At 66.2% G+C, this 20766-nt stretch carries 16 protein-coding genes and 1 pseudogene; 11 read left to right on the top strand and 6 right to left on the bottom strand.

All coding sequences use genetic code 11. From position 1 onward, the window contains the following. The 5 genes from purN to ACR2JI_RS02075 all read left to right on the top strand — a co-directional run. Positions 1-504, top strand: a 504-nt coding sequence (gene purN / locus ACR2JI_RS02055; protein WP_526387503.1) for a phosphoribosylglycinamide formyltransferase, incomplete at its 5' end; no start/stop codon positions are given. After that, positions 505-2088 carry a bifunctional phosphoribosylaminoimidazolecarboxamide formyltransferase/IMP cyclohydrolase gene (gene purH / locus ACR2JI_RS02060; RefSeq protein ID WP_526387505.1) on the top strand — a complete coding sequence of 528 codons (1584 nt, stop codon included), beginning with the start codon at positions 505-507 and terminating at the stop codon, positions 2086-2088. Between the two features lie 32 nt (positions 2089-2120). Further along, complete coding sequence (locus tag ACR2JI_RS02065; protein ID WP_526387528.1) at positions 2121-3482, top strand: sigma 54-interacting transcriptional regulator; 1362 nt, start codon at positions 2121-2123, stop codon at positions 3480-3482. Positions 3483-3484: 2 nt separating this feature from the next. After that, complete coding sequence (locus ACR2JI_RS02070; protein WP_526387507.1) at positions 3485-5455, top strand: vWA domain-containing protein; 1971 nt, start codon at positions 3485-3487, stop codon at positions 5453-5455. A gap of 609 nt (positions 5456-6064) precedes the next feature. Beyond that, positions 6065-7252, top strand: coding sequence for a hypothetical protein (locus ACR2JI_RS02075; RefSeq protein ID WP_526387509.1), 1188 nt, complete (start codon positions 6065-6067; stop codon positions 7250-7252). Positions 7253-7316: 64 nt separating this feature from the next. Here the strand turns inward: ACR2JI_RS02075 and ACR2JI_RS02080 are convergent, their stop codons facing one another. From ACR2JI_RS02080 to ACR2JI_RS02105, 6 genes are all read right to left on the bottom strand, one after another. Beyond that, the gene (locus ACR2JI_RS02080) at positions 7317-7901 is read right to left on the bottom strand and encodes a DUF1707 domain-containing protein (RefSeq protein WP_526387511.1); all 585 of its coding nucleotides are present in this window, start codon (positions 7899-7901) and stop codon (positions 7317-7319) included. 55 nt (positions 7902-7956) lie between these two features. Beyond that, on the bottom strand, positions 7957-8730 hold the full coding sequence (locus tag ACR2JI_RS02085) for an enoyl-CoA hydratase family protein (RefSeq protein WP_526387513.1): 774 nt from the start codon (positions 8728-8730) through the stop codon (positions 7957-7959). A 1-nt stretch (position 8731) separates the two neighbouring features. Then, the gene (locus tag ACR2JI_RS02090; RefSeq protein WP_526387515.1) at positions 8732-9898 is read right to left on the bottom strand and encodes an acyl-CoA dehydrogenase family protein; all 1167 of its coding nucleotides are present in this window, start codon (positions 9896-9898) and stop codon (positions 8732-8734) included. Continuing rightward, positions 9895-11856, bottom strand: a complete 1962-nt coding sequence (locus ACR2JI_RS02095; RefSeq protein ID WP_526387517.1) for an acetyl/propionyl/methylcrotonyl-CoA carboxylase subunit alpha — start codon at positions 11854-11856, stop codon at positions 9895-9897. Before ACR2JI_RS02095 ends, ACR2JI_RS02090 begins: the two co-directional genes overlap by 4 nt. A gap of 13 nt (positions 11857-11869) precedes the next feature. Continuing rightward, positions 11870-13465: an acyl-CoA carboxylase subunit beta gene (locus tag ACR2JI_RS02100; protein ID WP_526387519.1), complete on the bottom strand. Its 1596-nt coding sequence runs from the start codon at positions 13463-13465 to the stop codon at positions 11870-11872. Positions 13466-13566: 101 nt separating this feature from the next. Further along, positions 13567-15249: an acyclic terpene utilization AtuA family protein gene (locus ACR2JI_RS02105; RefSeq protein ID WP_526387530.1), complete on the bottom strand. Its 1683-nt coding sequence runs from the start codon at positions 15247-15249 to the stop codon at positions 13567-13569. Between the two features lie 180 nt (positions 15250-15429). On the opposite strand from ACR2JI_RS02105, the gene rpmF reads away from it, so the two are divergent. The 6 genes and pseudogenes from rpmF to ACR2JI_RS02135 all read left to right on the top strand — a co-directional run. Then, entirely contained in the window at positions 15430-15603 is a 174-nt protein-coding gene (gene rpmF, locus ACR2JI_RS02110; RefSeq protein ID WP_509688353.1) for a 50S ribosomal protein L32, read from the top strand. Between the two features lie 85 nt (positions 15604-15688). Next, the gene (locus ACR2JI_RS02115; protein WP_526387522.1) at positions 15689-16375 is read left to right on the top strand and encodes a response regulator transcription factor; all 687 of its coding nucleotides are present in this window, start codon (positions 15689-15691) and stop codon (positions 16373-16375) included. A gap of 17 nt (positions 16376-16392) precedes the next feature. After that, positions 16393-17925, top strand: coding sequence for a sensor histidine kinase (locus ACR2JI_RS02120; protein ID WP_526387524.1), 1533 nt, complete (start codon positions 16393-16395; stop codon positions 17923-17925). A 69-nt stretch (positions 17926-17994) separates the two neighbouring features. Beyond that, positions 17995-19410: a S1C family serine protease gene (locus ACR2JI_RS02125; RefSeq protein ID WP_526387526.1), complete on the top strand. Its 1416-nt coding sequence runs from the start codon at positions 17995-17997 to the stop codon at positions 19408-19410. A gap of 29 nt (positions 19411-19439) precedes the next feature. Beyond that, positions 19440-19988, top strand: a complete 549-nt coding sequence (locus tag ACR2JI_RS02130) for a MogA/MoaB family molybdenum cofactor biosynthesis protein (RefSeq protein WP_526387532.1) — start codon at positions 19440-19442, stop codon at positions 19986-19988. 571 nt (positions 19989-20559) lie between these two features. Continuing rightward, positions 20560-20766 (top strand): annotated as a pseudogene (locus tag ACR2JI_RS02135) (MspA family porin); the annotation flags it as partial.

The following is a 20766-nucleotide window of genomic DNA, read 5'->3' on the forward strand; positions in this document are numbered from 1 at the left end:
GTCGCGGTCGGCGTGGACCGCGACTGCCGGGCCGCCAAGATCGCCGCCGACGCCGGTATTCCGTCCTTCACCGTGCGCCTGGGTGAGTATCCTGACCGCGACGCCTGGGACGCGGCCATCGCCGATGCCACGGCCGCCCATCAACCCGACGTGATCGTCTCGGCCGGGTTTATGAAAATCCTTGGGCCGCAATTTCTTTCCAGATTCCCCGGTCGGGTCATCAACACCCACCCCGCACTGCTGCCGGCGTTCCCTGGTGCGCACGCCGTCTCGGATGCACTGGCGTACGGCGTCAAAGTCACCGGATGCACGGTCCATGTGGTCGATTCCGGGGTGGACACCGGCCCGATCCTTACCCAACAGGCCGTCGAGGTCCTCGACACCGACGACGAAGAGACCCTGCACGAACGGATCAAGGTCGTCGAACGGCGACTGCTGGTGGATGTGCTCGCCGCGCTGTCGACGCGCGGCGTGAACTGGAGTGGCAGAAAGGCGGTGCTGTAAATGACGGCGCAGACTTTGATCGGGAAGAAACCGATCCGGCGTGCACTGATCAGTGTGTACGACAAGAGCGGGCTGATCCCACTGGCCAAGGGTTTGCACGAGGCCGGGGTCGATATCGTCTCGACCGGGTCGACCGCCAAGACCATCGCCGACAAGGGGATTCCGGTCACCCCGGTGGAGTTCGTCACCGGTTTCCCTGAAGTGCTCGACGGCAGGGTCAAGACCCTGCACCCGCACATCCACGCCGGATTGCTTGCCGACACACGCAACCCCGAACACGTTGCAGCCCTTGCGAAACTGAAGATCGAGCCGTTCGATCTCGTGGTGGTCAACCTCTATCCGTTCAGTGAGACGGTGGACTCGGGCGCGGAGATCGACGAGTGCGTGGAGCAGATCGACATCGGCGGTCCGTCGATGGTGCGCGCGTCGGCCAAGAATCACGCCAGCGTAGCCGTGGTGGTCGAGCCGCTGGGTTATGACGGTGTGCTTGCCGCAGTCCGCAGCGGGGGTTTCACGCTCGAGGAGCGAAAAAAGCTTGCCTCCCTGGCGTTCCGGCACACCGCGGAGTACGACGTTGCGGTGGCCGGCTGGATGGAGTCCACGTTGGCTCCGGAGGACACCGAAGCCGGTTCGGCTCTACCCCGATGGTTCGGCCGGAGCTGGCGGCGTACCTCGCAGCTGCGCTACGGAGAGAACCCGCATCAGATGGCTGCGCTCTACAGCGATGACATCGGCTGGCCCGGACTGGCTCAGGCGGAGCAGCTGCACGGAAAAGAGATGAGCTACAACAATTTCACCGATGCCGATGCCGCGTGGCGGGCTGCCTTCGACCATCAGCAGATTTGTGTCGCGATCATCAAGCACGCCAATCCCTGTGGCATCGCGATCTCGCACGCGTCGGTGGCAGACGCGCACCGCAAAGCCCATGAGTGCGATCCGCTCAGCGCCTTCGGTGGGGTGATCGCCGCCAATGCGGAGGTCACCGTTGAGATGGCCGAGCGGGTCTCAGAGATCTTCACCGAGGTCATCATCGCCCCGGCTTACGAGGACGGCGCCGTGGAGATTCTGTCCCGGAAGAAGAACATCCGAGTGTTGGTGGCCGGCGAGCCGGCCGTCGACGGTGTCGAAATCCGTCAGATCAGTGGCGGGCTGCTGATGCAGGAGCGAGACGTGCTCACCGCCCCCGGAGACGATCCGGCGAACTGGACCCTGGCCGCCGGCCCGGCTGCCGACGCGGCCACCATGGCCGACCTGGTGTTCGCCTGGCGGACCTGCCGGGCGGTCAAGTCGAACGCGATCGTCATCGCCGCCGACGGGGCCACCGTGGGTGTCGGGATGGGCCAGGTGAACCGCGTCGATGCGGCCCGTCTGGCGGTCGAGCGTGGCGGCGACCGGGTGACCGGCGCAGTGGCGGCATCCGACGCCTTCTTCCCCTTCCCGGACGGGCTACAGGTGCTGACCTCGGCCGGGGTCAAGGCCGTGGTCCACCCCGGTGGTTCGGTCCGCGACGACGAGGTGACCGCAGCAGCTGCTGACGCCGGTGTGACGCTTTATCTGACGGGGGCCCGCCATTTCGCGCATTGAGTAGCGTGAGGGTCGTGACTGCACCCACAACGATGCCCACCACACTCGGCGAACTGAAGGCCTCCGGTCATCGGGAACGCAGTGTCAAGCAGGAGATCCGGGAGAACCTCCTGGCAGCACTTGCCGCCGGTGACGATGTATGGCCGGGCATATTCGGCTTTGAGGACACCGTCCTGCCCCAGCTGGAGCGCGCACTGATCGCCGGGCACGACATGGTCCTGCTCGGCGAGCGTGGACAGGGCAAGACCAGGCTGCTGCGCTCGCTGGCCAACCTGCTCGACGAATGGACCCCGGTCATCACCGGGGCCGAACTCGGCGAGCACCCGGACTCGCCGATCACACCGGAGTCCATCCGGCGTGCGGCCGAGATGGGTGAGGATCTGCCGGTCAGCTGGCGGCACCGCAGCGAGCGCTACACCGAGAAGTTGGCGACGCCGGACACCAGCGTCGCCGATCTTGTCGGCGACATCGACCCGATCAAGGTGGCCGAGGGTCGGACGCTCGGTGATCCGGAGACCATCGCCTACGGCCTCATACCTCGTGCGCACCGCGGCATCGTGGCGATCAATGAACTGCCGGATCTTGCTGAGCGCATTCAGGTTTCGATGCTCAACGTCATGGAGGAGCGCGACATCCAGGTCCGCGGCTACACCCTCCGGCTGCCGCTGGATGTGGTTGTTGTCGCCAGTGCCAACCCGGAGGACTACACCAACCGCGGCCGGATCATCACTCCGCTGAAGGACCGATTCGGTGCCGAAATCCGCACGCACTACCCGCGCGAGCTTGACGCGGAGGTGGGGGTCATCAGCCAGGAAGCGCACCTGACCGCCGAAGTCCCGGAGTATCTGCTGCAGATCATCGCGCGCTTCACCCGGATGCTGCGCGAGTCGCAGTCGGTGGACCAGCGCTCCGGGGTGTCCGCCCGCTTCGCCATCGCCGCCGCCGAGACCGTGGCCGCCTCCGCGTGTCACCGCGATGCGGTGCTCGGGGAAGGGGAGCCGGTGGCTCGGGTGGTCGACCTCGGCACCATCATCGACGTGCTCCGCGGCAAGCTGGAGTTCGAGTCCGGCGAGGAGGGCAGGGAGCAGGCGGTGCTGGAGCACCTGCTGCGGCGGGCCACCGCCGACACCGCGCAGAAGTCCCTCGGCGGTATCGACGTCGCGCCCCTGGTGAGTGCCGTGGAGAACTCCGCAGTCACCACCGGTGAGCAGGTGTCGGCCAAGGAAGTGCTCCGTGCCCTGCCGGCGCTGCCGGTGATCGACGCGATCGCCGAGCGGCTGGGCGCCAAGACCGAGGGCCAGCGGGCCGCAGCCCTGGAGCTCGCACTCGAGGCGCTGTACCTGGCCAAGAAGATCGACAAGAACACCGACGGCGGCGAGACCGTCTATGGCTAGCCATGTCTAGGGATCTGCGCTATTCCGCCTACTCCGGCGGTCCGGACCCGCTGGCGCCGCCGGTGGATCTGCGCGAGGCGCTGGAGCAGATAGGTCAGGATGTCATGGAGGGCGCCTCGCCGCGCCGTGCACTCTCCGAACTCCTGCGCCGCGGGAGCCAGAACATGAAGGGCGCGGATCGGTTGGCCGCCGAGGTCAACAAGCGCCGCCGGGATCTGTTGCAGCGCAACAATCTTGATGGGACTCTGCAGGAGATCAAGAAACTGCTCGACGAAGCGGTGCTGGCCGAACGCAAGGAACTGGCCCGCGCCCTCGATGACGACGCCCGCTTCCAGGAGATGCAGATCGAGTCGCTTCCGCCGTCGCCGGCCAAAGCGGTGCAGGAGCTCTCCGGGTACGAGTGGCGGAGTCCGGAAGCGCGGCAGAAGTATGACCAGATCAAGGATCTCCTCGGCCGGGAGATGCTCGACCAGCGTTTCTCCGGGATGAAACAGGCTCTCGAGAACGCCACCGACGCCGATCGCCAGGCCGTCAACGAGATGCTCAACGATCTCAACGATCTGCTGGAGAAGCACTCTCGCGGCGAGGACACACCCGAAGACTTCCGTGACTTCATGGATAAGCACGGCCAGCACTTCCCGGAGAACCCGAGCAATGTCGAGGAGCTGCTGGACTCACTGGCGCAGCGTTCGGCCGCCGCGCAGCGCTTCCGCAACAGCCTGTCCCCGGAGCAGCGCGCAGAGTTGGATGCGTTGGCGCAGCAGGCTTTCGGCTCGCCCCAGTTGATGGAATCGCTGAACCGGTTGGACTCGAATCTTCGCGCCGCCCGACCCGGCGAGGACTGGGACGGATCCTCGGAGTTCTCCGGTGACAATCCGCTGGGCATGGGAGAGGGCGCTCAGGCGCTGGCGGATATCGGTGAGCTTGAGCAGCTCGCCGAGCAACTCTCCCAGAGCTATGCCGGTGCCACCATGGACGACGTCGACCTCGACGCGCTGGCCCGGCAACTCGGCGATCAGGCGGCAATCGATGCCCGCGCGCTGGCCGACCTGGAACGGGCGCTGGTCAATCAGGGCTTCCTGGATCGCGGCTCCGACGGAAAGTGGCGGTTGTCACCGAAGGCGATGCGCCAACTCGGCAAGGCGGCGCTTCGGGATGTGGCCCAACAACTCTCGGGCCGCCACGGCGAGCGCGACACGCGTCGCGCAGGTGCAGCGGGCGAGCTGACCGGCGCCACCCGGGCGTGGGCGTTCGGGGACACCGAGCCGTGGAATGTCACCAGGACGATCACGAATGCGGTTTTACGGCGGGCCGGATCGGGGGACGGTGACGGAGGCATCCAGATCGCGGTCGACGATGTCGAAGTCTCCGAGACCGAGACCAGGACCCAGGCGGCCGTGGTGCTACTGGTCGATACGTCGTTCTCCATGGTCATGGAGAACCGGTGGCTGCCGATGAAGCGCACCGCGCTTGCCCTCAGTCACCTGGTCAGCACTCGCTTCCGTTCTGATGCTCTGCAGATCATCGCCTTCGGCCGGTACGCGCGGACGGTCAGCGCCGCGGAACTGACCGGTCTGGAGGGCGTCTATGAGCAGGGCACCAACCTGCATCACGCCCTGGTGTTGGCCGGCCGGCACTTGCGCCGCCATCCCAACGCCCAACCGGTGGTGCTGGTGGTCACTGACGGCGAGCCGACCGCGCACCTCGAGAACTTCGACGGCCGGGGCCCATCGGTGTTCTTTGACTACCCGCCGCACCCTCGGACCATCGCCCACACCGTCCGCGGTTTCGACGAGGTGGCCCGACTCGGTGCGCAGGTGACGATTTTCCGGCTCGGCGACGACCCCGGGCTTGCCCGTTTCATCGACCAGATAGCCCGTCGGGTGGAAGGCCGGGTGGTTGTGCCCGATCTGGACGGATTGGGCGCCGCAGTCGTCGGCGATTATCTTCGCGCCCGCCGTCGTCGTAGCTGACCAGCGCTACACCAATTCCGGGCCGACCGAGCAAACACACTCTGCCGCCTACCCTGGCCTCCATCGAGCCCCGGTGAGGGTGTGCGAGGACGGCCGTTTCCAGCACTCGCCTGATGCCGTGGTTTCCTCGGATTCCGGCGGGAATCGGCCCTTTTGGGCCTTCGTGATCGCAATTTTCGACCCGCGGCCGGACCGTGCGGTCATTGCTCATCGACCGTTATCCGACGGTTACCGCGTGGTCACCATGCGGGACGGGGTAACTTCGTGTTTGCTGACGGCTAATGGCCATGGGGCGCAGGGGGCACTTTCGCCCAGGGCGAAAAGGCGATTCTGGCAAACATTCTTAGGTCAATCGCTACCTGAGAGCAACATGTGAAAAAACCTTGCGTTGGCTGATGAAGGCCAGCAAACGGTCGACTCATGGGGTAAAGCCCCCGTTCGGCGGGGTGACCCCGGGGAGGCCTCAGTGTTGACGGGTGTCGAGTTCGTCTGTTCGGTTTGCCGGATGGCAAACATCCCCGTACTATCGGCCTTGACCATCGACGATGGATCTCAGCAAAGCATGAGCCCTCCCAACAGTGGCGGGCCGGACTTTTAAGGAATCGCATCATGGCGACTCGTACCAAGCCCCTCATGACGGCCGCTGCCCTAGTCAGCGCTGCCGCGGTCGCAGTCGCCACTCCGGCGCTCGCACCGTCCGTTGCCAGCTCTACCTCACCGGCGCTGTCGTCGGCCAACGTCAACCTGGCCAACTTCGCCGACGTGCTCTCGATCCCCGCCTCGGAGTGGAACAACATCTTCTACACCGGCTGGGGCGGCGCGATCGGCCAGATCAACATCGATCCCGAGACCAACTTCAACGACTACTGGTTGCCGAACTGCAATTACGACTGCACCATCCCGGGTGTCGGCGGCATCGCGTATCTCGCGCTGGACGCGCTGATCAACGGCGACGGCACCGGGTACGACAACGCTTCGGAGTGGCCCGTCTCGGCGGTGAACTACTACTTCGAGGGCGGCCTGGCCACCGCCATCCAGTGGGTCATCGAGAAGCCGTTCCTGGGTGAGCCTTATACGACGCCCGGCCCGCTGTACAACCCCCAGATCGCCAACCTGATCGCGCTGACATTCCAGGGCGGGTACGCGCTCACCACGCTGTACGTCACCGGGCTCTCGGCCCTCGCCCAGGCGGCCCAGGCCGTTCCGTACATCGGTCAGTACCTGTATCGCGGTATCGCCTCCTATGTCGGCCTCGCCTTCCAGACCATCGACAGCACCTATGACTACAACACCTATGCCGGAATCCCCGGCGTGCTGCGCTACATCGGCGGTGTGATCACCACTGGCGGCAACTCGAACCCGTACCCGCTGGTGCAGGATCCCGCGCCCGCTTCAGTGGCGGCGAAGGCCCCTGCTGCTGTGACTGCAGCGTCGGTCGCCGCGTCGGCCCAGACCGCCACCCAGTCCGCCACTGAGACCGCCACTGCGGCTGTCTCGAACGTCCCGGCAGTTTCGGTGGCCGATACCAAGGCGGCAGTCGCCTCGACCGAGGCAGCCTCGAATGAGTCTGCTTCCGCGACGTCGAGTGACGCGACCGAGACCAGCGCGTCGACCGCAGTGGCGGAGAGCGTGGCCGCGGCCGCGCCGACCACCAAGCCGGCCGATGCTTCGGTCAAGAGCCGCAAGCGCCCGGTGCGCGACGCGGTGGCGAAGGTGGCCAAGTCGGTCGCCTCCGCTGCCAGCGGTGCCTCTTCCTCTGCTGCCGGTGCGGACTCGTCCGCGGGCGCAGCCGGGTAGATAACAGCGCGATAGACACTTCGGCCCCCTTCCTAGGAAGGGGGCCGAAGTGTTTGCGCGGCAATCAGTCCGAAGTACCTGCCGTGCGTTTACGGCGTTTGATACCGACGCCGCCCCAGAGCGAGAAGCCCTTGATGGTCACCCTCGGCGCACCGGGTGTGCCGGCGCCCTCGACGGCGTGGTCGAATCCTCCCATCACGCCCCGGCCGTCGATCTCGACATTGACCTCAGGCGGTAGCAGGATCGTCTGCCCGCCGAGGATCGAGTAGGCGTGGATCTCCACCTCCGACGAGGTGAAGTCGGCATAGCGCAGGTCCACCACACCTCCGCCGAACAGCGTGAAGGTCGTCATCCGGCCGGGCACATACCAGCGGCCGCGCCGCTCGAAGCCGCTCATGATCGCCAGCAGCATGGTCGACGGCGCCGGCCGACTCTTTCTCCGCCGGTACTCGGCCGCTTCCGGCAGATCATCGGTGATGCGTTCAAGTTCGTCGTAGGTCTTGGCGGAATAGGCCTTCGCGAGCCGCTTCTCGTATTCGTCGAGGTTCAGGCGGCCATGTGAAGCGGCTTCGGAAAGCAACTGGGCAGCCTGAATCCGGTCGTCGTCGGAGGTCTGCAGCGAGGCGTCACGCGGCATCGGATCGCTCATCACCTCTGAGGGTACGTGCGGTGATCACACCCGCGAAAGCACGTTCATCGAACCGTCACATGCGTTCCGCCCAGTGCGGCGGTCGTTTCTCGAGGAATGCGAGCATTCCCTCGCGCGCCTCGTCGGAATCGAACAGTCGCGCCGACTGCTCTGCGAAGCGCATTGCATCGCGGTCGAAACCGGCCAGGACGGCAGCGGTGGTGTAGGCCTTGGAGGCCGCCAAACCCTGGGGTGAGCCCTTGGCGAGGTCGGCGGTCACCGCATCGACGGCGGCGTTGACGTCCTCGGCTGATTCGGTTATCAGTCCGATCTCGGCGGCCCGGGCGGCGGTGAATGTCTCACCGGTGAGGTAGTAGCGAGCGGCCGCCCGAGGCGTCAGCCTGGGCAGCAGTGTCAGCGAGATGATCGCCGGCGCCACGCCGATGCGCACTTCGGTCAGGGCGAAGGTGCTGCGGGTTCCGGCGATCGCGATATCGCATGCTCCGACCAGACCCATGCCGCCAGCACGGACATGGCCGTCGACCGCCGCGATCACCGGCAGCGGACATTCCACGATGGCGCGCAACAGCGCGGCCAACTCAAGCGTGCGGGCTGCCATGGCTTTTCGCGGATCGGCGTCCGTCGCCTCAGAGAGGTCGGCGCCGGCGCAGAATGTTCCTCCGGTGTGGCCCAGCACGATCGCGCGCACGGCCTGGTCATCAGCTGCTCTGGTTAACCCCGTATGCAATTGCTTCACCAGAACTGATGACAGTGCGTTGCGGTTGTGCGGGGAGTCCAGCGTCAGCCGCGCTACGGGTCCGTTGACCGCGTAGGAAACCAGATCGGTCACCTCAGTACGACCTGGGCAGGCCGAGTGAGGTCTGAGCGACGAAGTTGAGCACCATCTCGCGGCTGACCGGGGCGATGCGGGACAACCGGGATGCCACCAGCATCGCGGCAACGCCGTACTCCTGGGACAGGCCGTTGCCACCCATGGACTGCACGGCCTGATCGACCGCCCGCGTCGAAGCCTCGCCGGCCGCGTACTTGGCCATATTCGCGGCCTCGGCGGCGCCGATATCGTCGCCGGCGTCGTAGAGGGTCGCGGCCTTCTGCATCATCAGCCTGGCCAACTCGAGCTCGATGTGGTTCTGCGCCAGCGGATGTGCGATGCCCTGGTGTGCCCCGATGGGTGTCTTCCACACCTGCCGGGTCTTGACGTAGTCGCAGGCCTTGCTCAGCGCAAAGCGGCCCATCCCCACCGCACTCGCCGCTCCCATGATCCGCTCCGGGTTCAGCCCGGCGAATAACTGGGCGATCGCGGCGTCCTCCGACCCGACCAGTGCGTCGGACGGCAACCGCACCTCATCGAGGAAGACCTGGAACTGGCTCTCCGGCGCGACGAGTTCCATCGGGATCTTGGTGAAGGTGAAGCCCGGGGCGTCAGTGGGCACGATGAACAGCGCAGGACGGAGGTTTCCGGTCTTGGCTTCCTCGCTGCGAGCCACGACCAGCACGGCCTGGGACTGGTCGAGGCCGGAGATCCACACCTTCTGACCGGAGAGGATCCAGTCGCTGCCGTCGCGGCGCGCGGTGGTGGTGATCCGGTGCGAGTTGGACCCGGCATCGGGCTCCGTGATGGCGAACGCCATGGTGATCGAACCGTCGGCGATGCCGGGAACCCAGCGCTTCTTCTGTTCCTCGGTGCCGAACTTCGCGATGATCGTGCCGTTGATAGCAGGGGACACCACGGTCATCAGCAGTGGGCAGCCGGCCGCTGAGAGCTCTTCCATAACTGTCGACAGTTCGTACATTCCGGCGCCCCCACCGCCATACTCCTCGGGCAGGTTGACTCCGATGAAGCCGAGTTCACCTGCTGCGCGCCACAACTCGTCGGTGTGGCCACCGTTGCGGGCCTTCTCCAGGAAGTACTCCTGGCCATAGTTGGAGGCCAGGGCGGCGACGGATTTGCGCAGTGCCTGACGTTCTTCGCTTTCGATGAAGCTGGTGTCGGTCATGCTTCTCCTTCAGAGGTCTCGACTCGGGCAAGGATTGCGCCCACTTCGACCTGTTGGCCGACGGCGACGCTGAGTTGGGTGAGCACTCCGGCAGCCGGGGCGGTGATGGTGTGTTCCATCTTCATGGCCTCCAGCCAGACCAGGGGTTGGCCGGCGGTGACGGTGTCGCCGAGGCTGGCGCCGAGACGGATCACCGACCCCGGCATCGGTGCCAGCAGCGAGCCCTTCTCCATCGCGAAGCCGGGCTCGCGGAAGCGCGGCACAACGGTGAATGCGACTGGCCCGCGTGCGGAGTCGACGTAAACCTGTTCTCCGTAGCGTGTGACGTCGAAACCCGTTTCGACACCGCCCTCGGAGAGGACAACCGTCGTCGGGCCCGCAGACACCAGGCCGGTATCCGGGTCGTCGGGCAGCTGCAACCCGTCGCGGGTGTAGCGGTATTCGACCCGGTGTTCATCGCCGCCGAGATCGCGGAATACCTTGTGCTGGTTGCCTGATGCGACATTGCGCCAACCGCTGGGCATTCGCCCGAGGACGGCGGCCGCATCCCGGTTCTGTGCGGCATCAGCCAGCGCGGCAGCCACGGCCGACAGCCGCACCGTGGGTTCGTCGGCCAGTGGAGTGGCCAGCGCGTCGAGACCATGGGTGGCGAAGAACGCAGTGTCGGTGGCACCGCTCAGAAATGCCGGGTGGCGCAGCACGTTGACGAGTAGGTCGCGGTTGGTGCGCAGACCATGCAGCCGGGTGCGGGCCAGCGCGTCAGCGAGTGTCTGCGCGGCACGTGCCCGGCTGGGCGCCCACGAGATGACCTTGGCCAGCATCGGGTCGTAGTGGATCGATACCACCGAGCCGCTGACGATGCCAGAGTCCAGCCGGATCGCTCCGGTGCGGTGTGTCAGGTCGAATTGCGTTGCGGCGCCGGGCACCTCGAAGTGGTGGACGGTGCCCGCCTGGGGCTGCCACTGGTTGGCCGGGTCCTCGGCGTAGAGCCGCGCCTCGATGGAATGCCCGACCGATGCGGGCGGTTCGGCCGGTAGCGACTCGCCGTCGGCGATGGCCAGCTGCAGTTCCACCAGATCCAGCCGGGTCGTCAGCTCGGTGACCGGGTGTTCGACCTGGAGGCGGGTGTTCATCTCCAGGAAGAAGAACTCACCGTCGGAGTCGGCGAGGAACTCGACGGTGCCGGCCCCGGAGTAGCCGATTGCCTTGGCCGCCAGCCGGGCCGCGATGAACAGCCGCTCCCGCATCCCGGGGATCCGTTCAACCAGCGGCGAGGGTGCCTCCTCGATGATCTTCTGGTGCCGTCGCTGGATGGAGCATTCGCGTTCACCGACGGCCCAGACCGTTCCGTGCTTGTCGGCCATCACCTGAACCTCGACATGGTGACCGCTGGGCAGGTAGCGCTCGCAGAACACTGCTCCGTCACCGAACGCCGATCGCGCCTCGCGCTGTGCCGCCTGTACTCCGTCCTGCAGATCGGCGATATCGTCGATCACCCGCATGCCGCGTCCGCCACCACCGGCCGAGGCCTTCACCAGCACCGGCAGTTGCTCTGGCCGCACGGTCGCGGGGTCGAGGTCGGCCAGGACCGGAACTCCGGCGGCGGCCATCATCTTCTTGGCCTCTATCTTGGAACCCATTGCGGTGACAGCCGCGGGCGGCGGTCCGATCCAGGTGAGACCTGCGTCAATCACCGCCATCGCGAAACCGGCGTTCTCCGAGAGGAATCCGTAGCCGGGGTGGACGGCATCAGCACCCGCCAAGCGGGCCGCCCGGACCAACTCCGCGGCATCGAGATAGCTGTCGATCCGGACCCGCGAATCGGCCTCGGCGACATGCGGGGAGTTGGCATCGGGGGCGGTATAGACCGCCACGGTGCCGATGCCGAGGCGACGGCAGGTGGCGAAGACGCGGCGCGCGATCTCGCCGCGGTTGGCGACCAGAACTCGTGTGATCATTGGTGTCTTGCCCTCACATCCGGAAGACGCCGAACTTCGACGTCCCCTCGATGGGGCCATTGGCGATGGCGGACAGGCATATTCCCAATACTGTGCGGGTGTCACGGGGGTCGATGACCCCGTCGTCGTAGAGCCGCCCGGACAGGAACATCGGCAGTGATTCCGCCTCAATCTGGGCTTCGACGGCCGCCCGCAGAGCGGCGTCGGCATCCTCGTCGACAGCCTGCCCGCGACTCTCGGCAGCCGCTCGGGCCACGATGGAGAGCACGCCGGCCAACTGCGCACCACCCATCACCGCGGACTTGGCGCTGGGCCAGGCGAACACGAACCGGGGGTCGTAGGCGCGGCCGCACATGCCGTAGTGACCGGCGCCGTAGGAGGAGCCGATCAGCAGCGAGATATGCGGCACCGCCGAATTGGAGACCGCGTTGATCATCATCGCGCCGTGTTTGATCATCCCGCCTTCCTCGTATGCCTTGCCGACCATGTATCCGGTGGTGTTGTGCAGGAAGAGCAGTGGCGTATTGGACTGGTTGGCGAGTTGGATGAACTGGGTGGCCTTCTGGGATTCCTCGCTGAACAGCACGCCGCGGGCATTGGCCAGGATGCCGATCGGGTAGCCGTGCAGCCGAGCCCAGCCGGTGACCAGCGAGCCCCCGTAGAGCGGTTTGAATTCGTCGAAGCCCGAACCGTCGACTATCCGGGCGATGACATCGCGGGGATCGAACGGGATGCGAAGATCGCCCGGCACGATGCCGAGCAACTCGTCCGGGTCGGCCAGCGGTTCGGTCACCGGACCCGGTGCCGGACCCTTCTTGACCCAGTTCAGCCTGGCGACGATTCGGCGGCCGATCCCGATCGCATCGAGTTCATCGACGGCGAAGTAGTCGGCCAGACCGGAGATCCGGGCATGCATCTCGGCGCCGCCGAGGGATTCATCATCGGACTCCTCGCCGGTGGCCATCTTCACCAGCGGCGGTCCGGCCAGGAACACCTTGGAGCGTTCCTTGATCATCACCACGTAGTCACTCATGCCGGGGATGTAGGCACCACCTGCGGTCGAGTTGCCGAACACCAGCGCGATGGTGGGGATGCCGGCCGCCGACAGCCGGGTCAGGTCGCGGAACATCCGGCCACCGGGAATGAAGATGTCTTTCTGGGTGGGCAGGTCCGCCCCGCCGGACTCCACCAGTGAGATCACGGGCAGCCGGTTCTCCAGCGCGATCTGGTTGGCCCGCAGCACCTTCTTCAGTGTCCACGGGTTGGAGGTGCCGCCTTTGACGGTGGGGTCGTGGGCCACCAGCATGCACTCGACGCCCTCGACGACGCCGATACCGGTCACCAGTGATGCGCCGACGTGAAATTCGGTGCCGTAGGCGGCCAGCGGTGCCAACTCGAGGAATGGGGAGTCCGGGTCGACGAGAAGTTCGACGCGTTCCCGGGCGGTCAGCTTGCCGCGCTCATGATGGCGTTCGACGTATTTCGGTCCACCTCCCGCCATCGCCTTGGTGAGCTCGGTATCGAGATCGGCAAGCTTGGCGGCCATCGCCTCAGCGGCCTCGGTGAAGCTGGGGGAGTGCGGGTCCACCACACTGCGTAGTGTCGTCATGCCTGATACCCCCGGGTCCGCATGTCCCGGATCTCGCGTTCGGCGAAGGTGCGCACCGACTTCGGTAACTCCTGGCGTTCGGGCGTGGCCCAGATGCTCATCTAGAGAATCCCCTCCGGAATATCGACATGACGGCTGCGCAGCCACTCACCGAGGCCCTTGGCCTGCGGATCGAATCGCGCCTGATAGGCGACGCCCTTGCCGAGGATGCCGTCGATGACGAAGTTGACGGCCCGGATGGCGGGGAACAGATGCCGTGAGACCGGTAGATCCTTGGCTTCGGGCAGCAGCTTGCGCACCAGATCGACGGTGAGGGTATTGGCCAGCCACTGCCACTGCGCGTCGGTGCGAACCCACACGCCGATATTGGCGCCGCCACCCTTGTCCCCGCTGCGGGCCCCCGCGATCGTGCCCAGCGGAAGCCGTTTCGTCGGGCCGGCCGCGAGTGCGTCGGGCAATACCGGCTGATCGACCTCGGCCAGGTCGAGTGTCTCGCTGGCCGGTGGGATCACCACCCGGGTGTGATCGGGGTGCACGGCGATGTGTTCAACCTCGGTCGCGGGCACGTATCCGGCGGTGAAAACCCCGTAGACGGATCCGTCGGAAGGTGGTGCGGTGGTGTGGAATCCCGGGTAGCTGTCCAGTGCGAGTTCGATTGCCGCAGAGGAGAATCGGCGGCCCACGATGTCGGGGTCGGGATCGCGCACCGTACAGGTCAGCAGCGCACTGGCCGTCTGCTCGGTGTCGGCGTCCGGGCGCTCGGTACGGGCCAGCTCCCACTGGACTTCCGCCGGTCGGGCCGTCAGAGCGCCGTCGAGCTGACCCCGCAGCAGGGCGGCCTTGGCTTCGATGTCCAGACCGGTCAACACGAATGTCGCCGAGTTCCGGAACCCGCCGATGCTGTTCAGCGACACCTTCAGCGAGGCCGGCGGCGGCTCGCCGCGCACCCCGCTGATCCGCACTCGATCTTCTCCGTCGTCGTGCAGCGTGACGGTGTCGAACCGGGCCGTCGCGTCCGGGTTGGCGTACCGGGCCCCGGTGATCTCGTAGAGCAGTTGCGCGGTGACGGTGCCGGTGCTGACCTGTCCACCGGTGCCGGGGTGCTTGGTGATCACCGCGGAGCCGTCGTCATAAATCTCTGCCAACGGGAAACCGGCGTGACCGAGGTCGGGCACCTCGGTGAAGAAGGAGTAGTTGCCGCCGGTGGCCTGGGTGCCGCATTCGATGACGTGCCCCGCCACCACCGCGCCGGCCAACCGGTCGTAGTCCCGGCGGCCCCAGCCGAAGTGCGCGGCGGCCGGCCCGACCACCACCGAGGCGTCGGTGACCCGGCCGGTCACCACGATGTCCGCCCCGGCGTTGAGGCAATCAACGATGCCCCAGGCGCCCAGGTAGGCGTTTGCGGTCAGCGGCGACCCGAACTGCAGTTCAGCGGCGCGGGGCAAGAGATCGTCCCCTTCGACGTGGGCGACCGCCACGGGCACGCCGATCTTGTCGGCCAGCGTCCGGACCGCCTCGGCCAAACCGGCCGGATTGAGTCCGCCGGCATTGGTGACGATCCGCACCCCGCGGTCCTTGGCCAGACCCAGACACTGCTCCAACTGGGTGAGGAAGGTCTTGGCATAACCGCGTTCGGGGCTCTTCATCCGGTCCCGGCCGAGGATCAGCATGGTCAGCTCGGCCAGATAGTCGCCGGTCAGATAGTCCAGCTCACCCCCGGTGAGCATCTCGCTCATCGCGGAGAGCCGATCGCCGTAGAACCCTGAGCAGTTGCCGATCCGCACCGGACCCGCCGGTACGCCGTGGGCACCCGCCATCAACGTCCTCCCTCGTGGCCTGGCCAACCAACCGGTAGGTTACCCGCGCGGCCCCGCTTTGGAGAAGGGACCCCAGGCGGCTATCCTTGGAGCAACTGGCCGGCGCTATATCGTGCTCGGCAGCACCTCACGAGGAGATTTGTCGTCATGGCTGTGCCCAAACGCCGGATGTCGCGCTCGAACACCCGCAGTCGGCGCTCGCAGTGGAAGACCACTGCAGTCGGCCTCGTCACCGTGTCCGTCGGGGGTCGCCAGCACAAGGTGCCGCGCCGTCTGCTCAAGGCTGCCCGTCTTGGTCTGATCGACCTCGACAAGCGCTGATCAAGGTTCTGCCCGCTCGTGAATATGCTGGTCGGGCGGCGAGTCTCTCAGCCGAATCTAAGTCGATAGGTTGACACTGGTTCCCGTGCGAATTCTTGTGGTCGATGACGACCGGGCAGTGCGCGAGTCTCTGCGGCGTTCTCTGTCCTTCAACGGCTACACCGTCGACCTGGCTGAAGACGGGGTCGAGGCACTGGACGCGATCGCCAATGAGCGGCCCGACGCACTCGTGCTCGACGTCATGATGCCCCGACTGGACGGCTTGGAGGTATGCCGCCAGCTGCGCAGCACCGGCGATGATCTGCCGATCCTGGTCCTGACGGCCCGTGACTCGGTCTCGGAGCGGGTCGCCGGATTGGATGCCGGCGCCGATGACTACCTGCCCAAGCCGTTCGCCCTGGAGGAGTTGCTGGCCCGGTTACGGGCGCTGCTTCGTCGCACCGGCCCCGACGATCTGATCGAGGCCGCCCTGCTGACCTTCGGCGACCTCTCGCTGGATCCGGCCACCCGCGAGGTCCATCGCGGCAAACGGTCGATCAGTCTGACGCGCACCGAGTTCGCGCTGCTGGAGATGCTGATGGCCAACCCGCGGCGGGTCCTGACCCGCAGCCGGATCCTCGAGGAGGTCTGGGGTTTCGACTTCCCCACCTCCGGCAATGCGCTGGAGGTCTACGTCGGCTACCTCCGTCGCAAGACCGAGGCAGAAGGAGAACCGCGGCTCATCCACACCGTTCGCGGGGTGGGCTATGTGCTGCGTGAAACTCCGCCCTGATATCCGAAGGCTCCTTGATGTCTCGTTGGAAGCGGCGTGCGCAGGCGATGCGGGTGCAAGGACGGACCCGCACCTCGCTCTCGCTGCGCTGGCGGGTGATGCTGCTGGCCATGTCGATGGTCGCGATGGTCGTCGTCCTGATGGCAGTCGCGGTGTACGCGGTGGTGTCCGCGGCGCTCTACACCGATATCGACAATCAACTGCAGAGCCGCGCGCAACTGCTGATCGCCAGTGGTTCTCTGGCGGCCGATCCCGCGAAAGCCATTGAGGGCACTGCATATTCCGATGTCAACGCCATGCTGGTGAACCCCGGAAAGTCCATTTACACCGCTAATCAGCAGGGCCAGACGCTGCCGGTCGGCCAGCCGGAGAAGGAGGTCATCCGCGGCGAGCTCTTCATGTCGCGGCGCACCGTCGGCGACCAACGGGTACTGGCCATCCATCTGCCCAACGACAGCGCGCTGTTGATCTCCAAGAGCCTGCAACCGACGAATGCGGTGATGACCAAACTCAAATGGGTTCTGCTCGCCGTCGGCGGGATCGGGGTGGTGATCGCCGCGGTGGCCGGCGGGATGGTGGCCAGGACCGGTCTGCGCCCGGTGGGCCGGCTCACCGAAGCTGCCGAGCGGGTGGCGCGCACCGACGACCTACGTCCGATCCCGGTTTTCGGCAGTGACGAACTCGCCCGCCTCACCGAGGCGTTCAACGCGATGCTGCGATCGCTGACCGAATCGCGAGAGCGGCAGGCGCGGCTGGTGGCCGACGCCGGCCACGAGTTGAAGACGCCGCTGACGTCGTTGCGCACCAACGTCGAATTGCTGATGGCCTCCAGCAGCCCCGGCGCCCCGCCGATACCGGAGAGCGAGCTCTCCGAACTGCGCTCCGATGTGATCGGTCAGATCGAGGAATTGTCAACGTTGGTGGGCGACCTGGTCGATCTCACCCGGGAGGACAACGCGCACGGCACAGTGCTTGAGGACGTCGACATCGCCGATGTCATCGACCGCAGTCTTGAGCGAGTTCGCCGACGGCGCAGCGACATTCAGTTTGATGTGGACATCATCGGCTGGCACGTGGTCGGCGATCCTGCCGGATTGTCCCGCGCCGTGCTCAACCTGCTCGACAATGCCGCCAAGTGGAGCCCGTCGGGTGGAATCGTCGGAGTGCATCTGCGCCAAGTGGATGCCGCGCATGCCGAACTCGTGGTGTCCGACCAGGGTCCCGGAATTCCGCCCGAGGAACGGGGTTTGGTCTTCGAGCGGTTCTATCGGTCCACCTCGGCCCGTGCCATGCCCGGTTCAGGTCTTGGCCTGGCGATCGTCAAACAGGTTGTCGTCAAGCATGGCGGGATGATTCGCATCGGAGAGACGACTCCGGATGGCGACCCACCCGGTACGTCGTTCTTCGTTCTGCTGCCCGGTCTGCCGGGCCATTCGGCGTATCGGGACACCTCTGCCGTGAGCGAAATCGCTCATACAAACGGCGAGGTCAACGGCTCTGCCGAAAACAACTCGGCCCTGCCGCGTGTTATCTCAGTGGATTCTCAGTAGTACTCGGCAAGCTTGATATCAACAGGCATCACGTGAGGTGCCGCCTTCGAGAAGGAACGCGAGAGCGAAATGACGGACGAGCGGTTCAACCCGCCGCAGCAGGCGCCGAATCAGCAAGCGGCACCTGGATACACGCCGGGCGGTTACCAGCAGCCGTACGACTGGCGGTATGCGACTTCCCAGCAGCAGTACCCGCAGGGCTCCGGTGGCAACTGGGATCCCTACCGCGGCGCCGGTGCGGCGCCCGGTAAACCGCGCAAGCGCTCGCGGGGCATCGCGCTCGCGACGGGCGCGCTGGCCATCTCGGTGGTGTCGGCGGGTATCGGCGGCATGGTCGCGACCGCCGTGCAGCCCAATGGGCCGACCACTACCACCATCACGACGGCCGCCCAGCCTGGGCGCAACGTTCCCACCGCGAACATTCCGATCGGCTCCGTCGAGCAGGTAGCCGCCAGGGTCCTGCCCAGTGTGGTGAAGCTGGAGACCAAGATGGGACGCCAGTCCGAGGAGGGCTCGGGCATCGTGTTGTCCGCGGACGGACTGATCCTCACCAACAATCACGTCGTGGCCGCGGCCAAGGTCGGACCCGACACCGCACCGAAGGCCCCCGGTCCGCTGAGCCCGCTTCCCGGCAGGCCGAGCGTCCCGGGTGCCCCGGGGGTCCCGCCGACGCCGGGTGCGCCGGTGCCGCCCGGCGGTCCCGGTGACCCCACCGGTGCCGCCATGACCACCGTCGTCACCTTCTCCGACGGAAACACCGCCCCGTTCACTGTCGTGGGCACCGACCCGGCCAGCGATATCGCGGTGGTTCGGGCCCAGGGCGTATCCGGTCTGACGCCGATCACACTGGGATCGTCTTCCAGCCTGCGGGTGGGTCAGGACGTCGTGGCGATCGGATCCCCGCTCGGACTCGAGGGCACCGTCACCACCGGCATCGTCAGTGCCCTGAATCGCCCGGTTGCCGCCGGCGGTGATGCCAACAACCAGAACACCGTGCTCGACGCGATTCAGACCGATGCCGCGATCAATCCGGGCAACTCCGGTGGCGCACTGGTCAACATGGCCGGTGAACTCGTCGGCGTGAACTCCGCCATCGCCACTCTCGGTGGAGACTCCCCGGAAGCCCAAAGTGGTTCCATCGGACTGGGATTCGCGATTCCGGTCGATCAGGCCAAGCGTATCGCCGACGAATTGATCAGCAAGGGCAGCGCCGCGCACGCCTCGCTGGGAGTCCAGGTGAGCAACGATGTCACCACCCACGGCGCCAAGATCGTCGAGGTGGTCAAGGGCGGCGCGGCCTCCAACGCCGGGCTGCCCAGTGGTGTGGTCGTGACCAAGGTGGATGACCGGGTGATCGGCAGCGCCAACGCCCTGGTGGCCGCCGTGCGGTCGCGTCCGCCCGGCGACAAGCTGACGCTGACCTATCTCGATGCCGCAGGCGCGCCGCAGACCGTTCAGGTCACATTGGGCAAGGCGGATCAGTGATCCGTGTCGTCCGGGATCGTCGGGATGTGATGGGTCCGGAGTTGTCGCGGCCGTCCGGCCCCGGATATACGGTGAGTCCCATGGAACAGCCTGAGGGCCCCGCGGGGCGCGCACTGGTCGTCGTGGTGGATGACCGCAGGGCCCGCGGCGTCGAGGAAGATCACAGTGGGCCACTGGTCACCGAACTGCTCGACGAGGCAGGCTTCGTGGTCGACGGTGTCGTGGTGGTGTCCGCCGACGAGGTGGAGATCCGTAACGCGCTCAATACCGCGGTGATCGGCGGTGTCGACCTGGTGGTGTCGGTCGGTGGTACCGGCGTCACCCCGCGTGACGTGGCACCGGAGGCCACCAGTGCGATTCTCGACCGGGAGATCCTCGGCATCGCCGAGGCGCTGCGCGCATCGGGTCTGGCGGCAGGTTGCACCGACGCAGGTCTGTCCCGCGGATTGGCCGGAATCTCCGGCAGCACGCTGGTGGTCAATCTGGCCGGTTCGCGGTCGGCGGTACGCGACGGGATGGCGACGCTGTGCCCGTTGGCCGCCCATGTGATCTCGGCGCTGTCGAGCCTGGAGATCTGAGGCCCGGCCGGTGTGCGCGGGTGTTAATTCCGTGTTTCACCGCTGTGACGTGCACAAATACCTGGATTGTGACCTTAGTCACACTTATCGGGGAATTTGATGGCCGGTCAGGGCCCCGACAGGGAATCAGTTAATCGCATCTTCGGTGCCGACCTGCCGCAGGAATCCTCCGACGAGCGGGATCCGTCTGAGGCGGCCGACGTCGAGGATCGGGATGGGTGGCTGCGGGATAACGTTCCCCCGCACCACAATTGAGCAGTAACGGGACTTCTGAGCAGCGTGCGCGCCGGGATGGCCGCGGACGGTCGGGACGAACTCGGTCAGGCTCTGCAACCGGGAAATTCGCTGTGCTCATGGCCCGGGTGCGCACTCGGGCGGCAACCGCACAGCTAATTCGCGCCCGCCGGCGGCAGCGTGCTGCGGCGTGTGTTCGCGTTGCCCGAAACGTCACCGAACCGATATCTTCTGCCTGTCAATCATTAATGAGCGCCATGCCGCCGGCCGAATCCCGAGCCGGTCGCGGGTCCGCCGGTGAACCGGGAGAGGTCACCGCCGAACATCTAGGGAGACCATGAAAGTTATCGGTCGCGTGCTGACTGCGGTCCTGCTTGCCGTAGCGGCGTTGTTCGCAGGCGCGGGTTCCTCGCAGGCGGCGTTGGATAATCAGATGTCTCTGGTGGACGGCAAGGGTCGCACGATGACGATCCAGCAGTGGGACACCTTCCTGGATGGGGTGTTCCCGTTGGATCGCAACCGGTTGACCCGGGAGTGGTTCCAC

This window comes from Mycobacterium sp., from assembly GCF_051006775.1.
Classification (GTDB): domain Bacteria; phylum Actinomycetota; class Actinomycetes; order Mycobacteriales; family Mycobacteriaceae; genus Mycobacterium.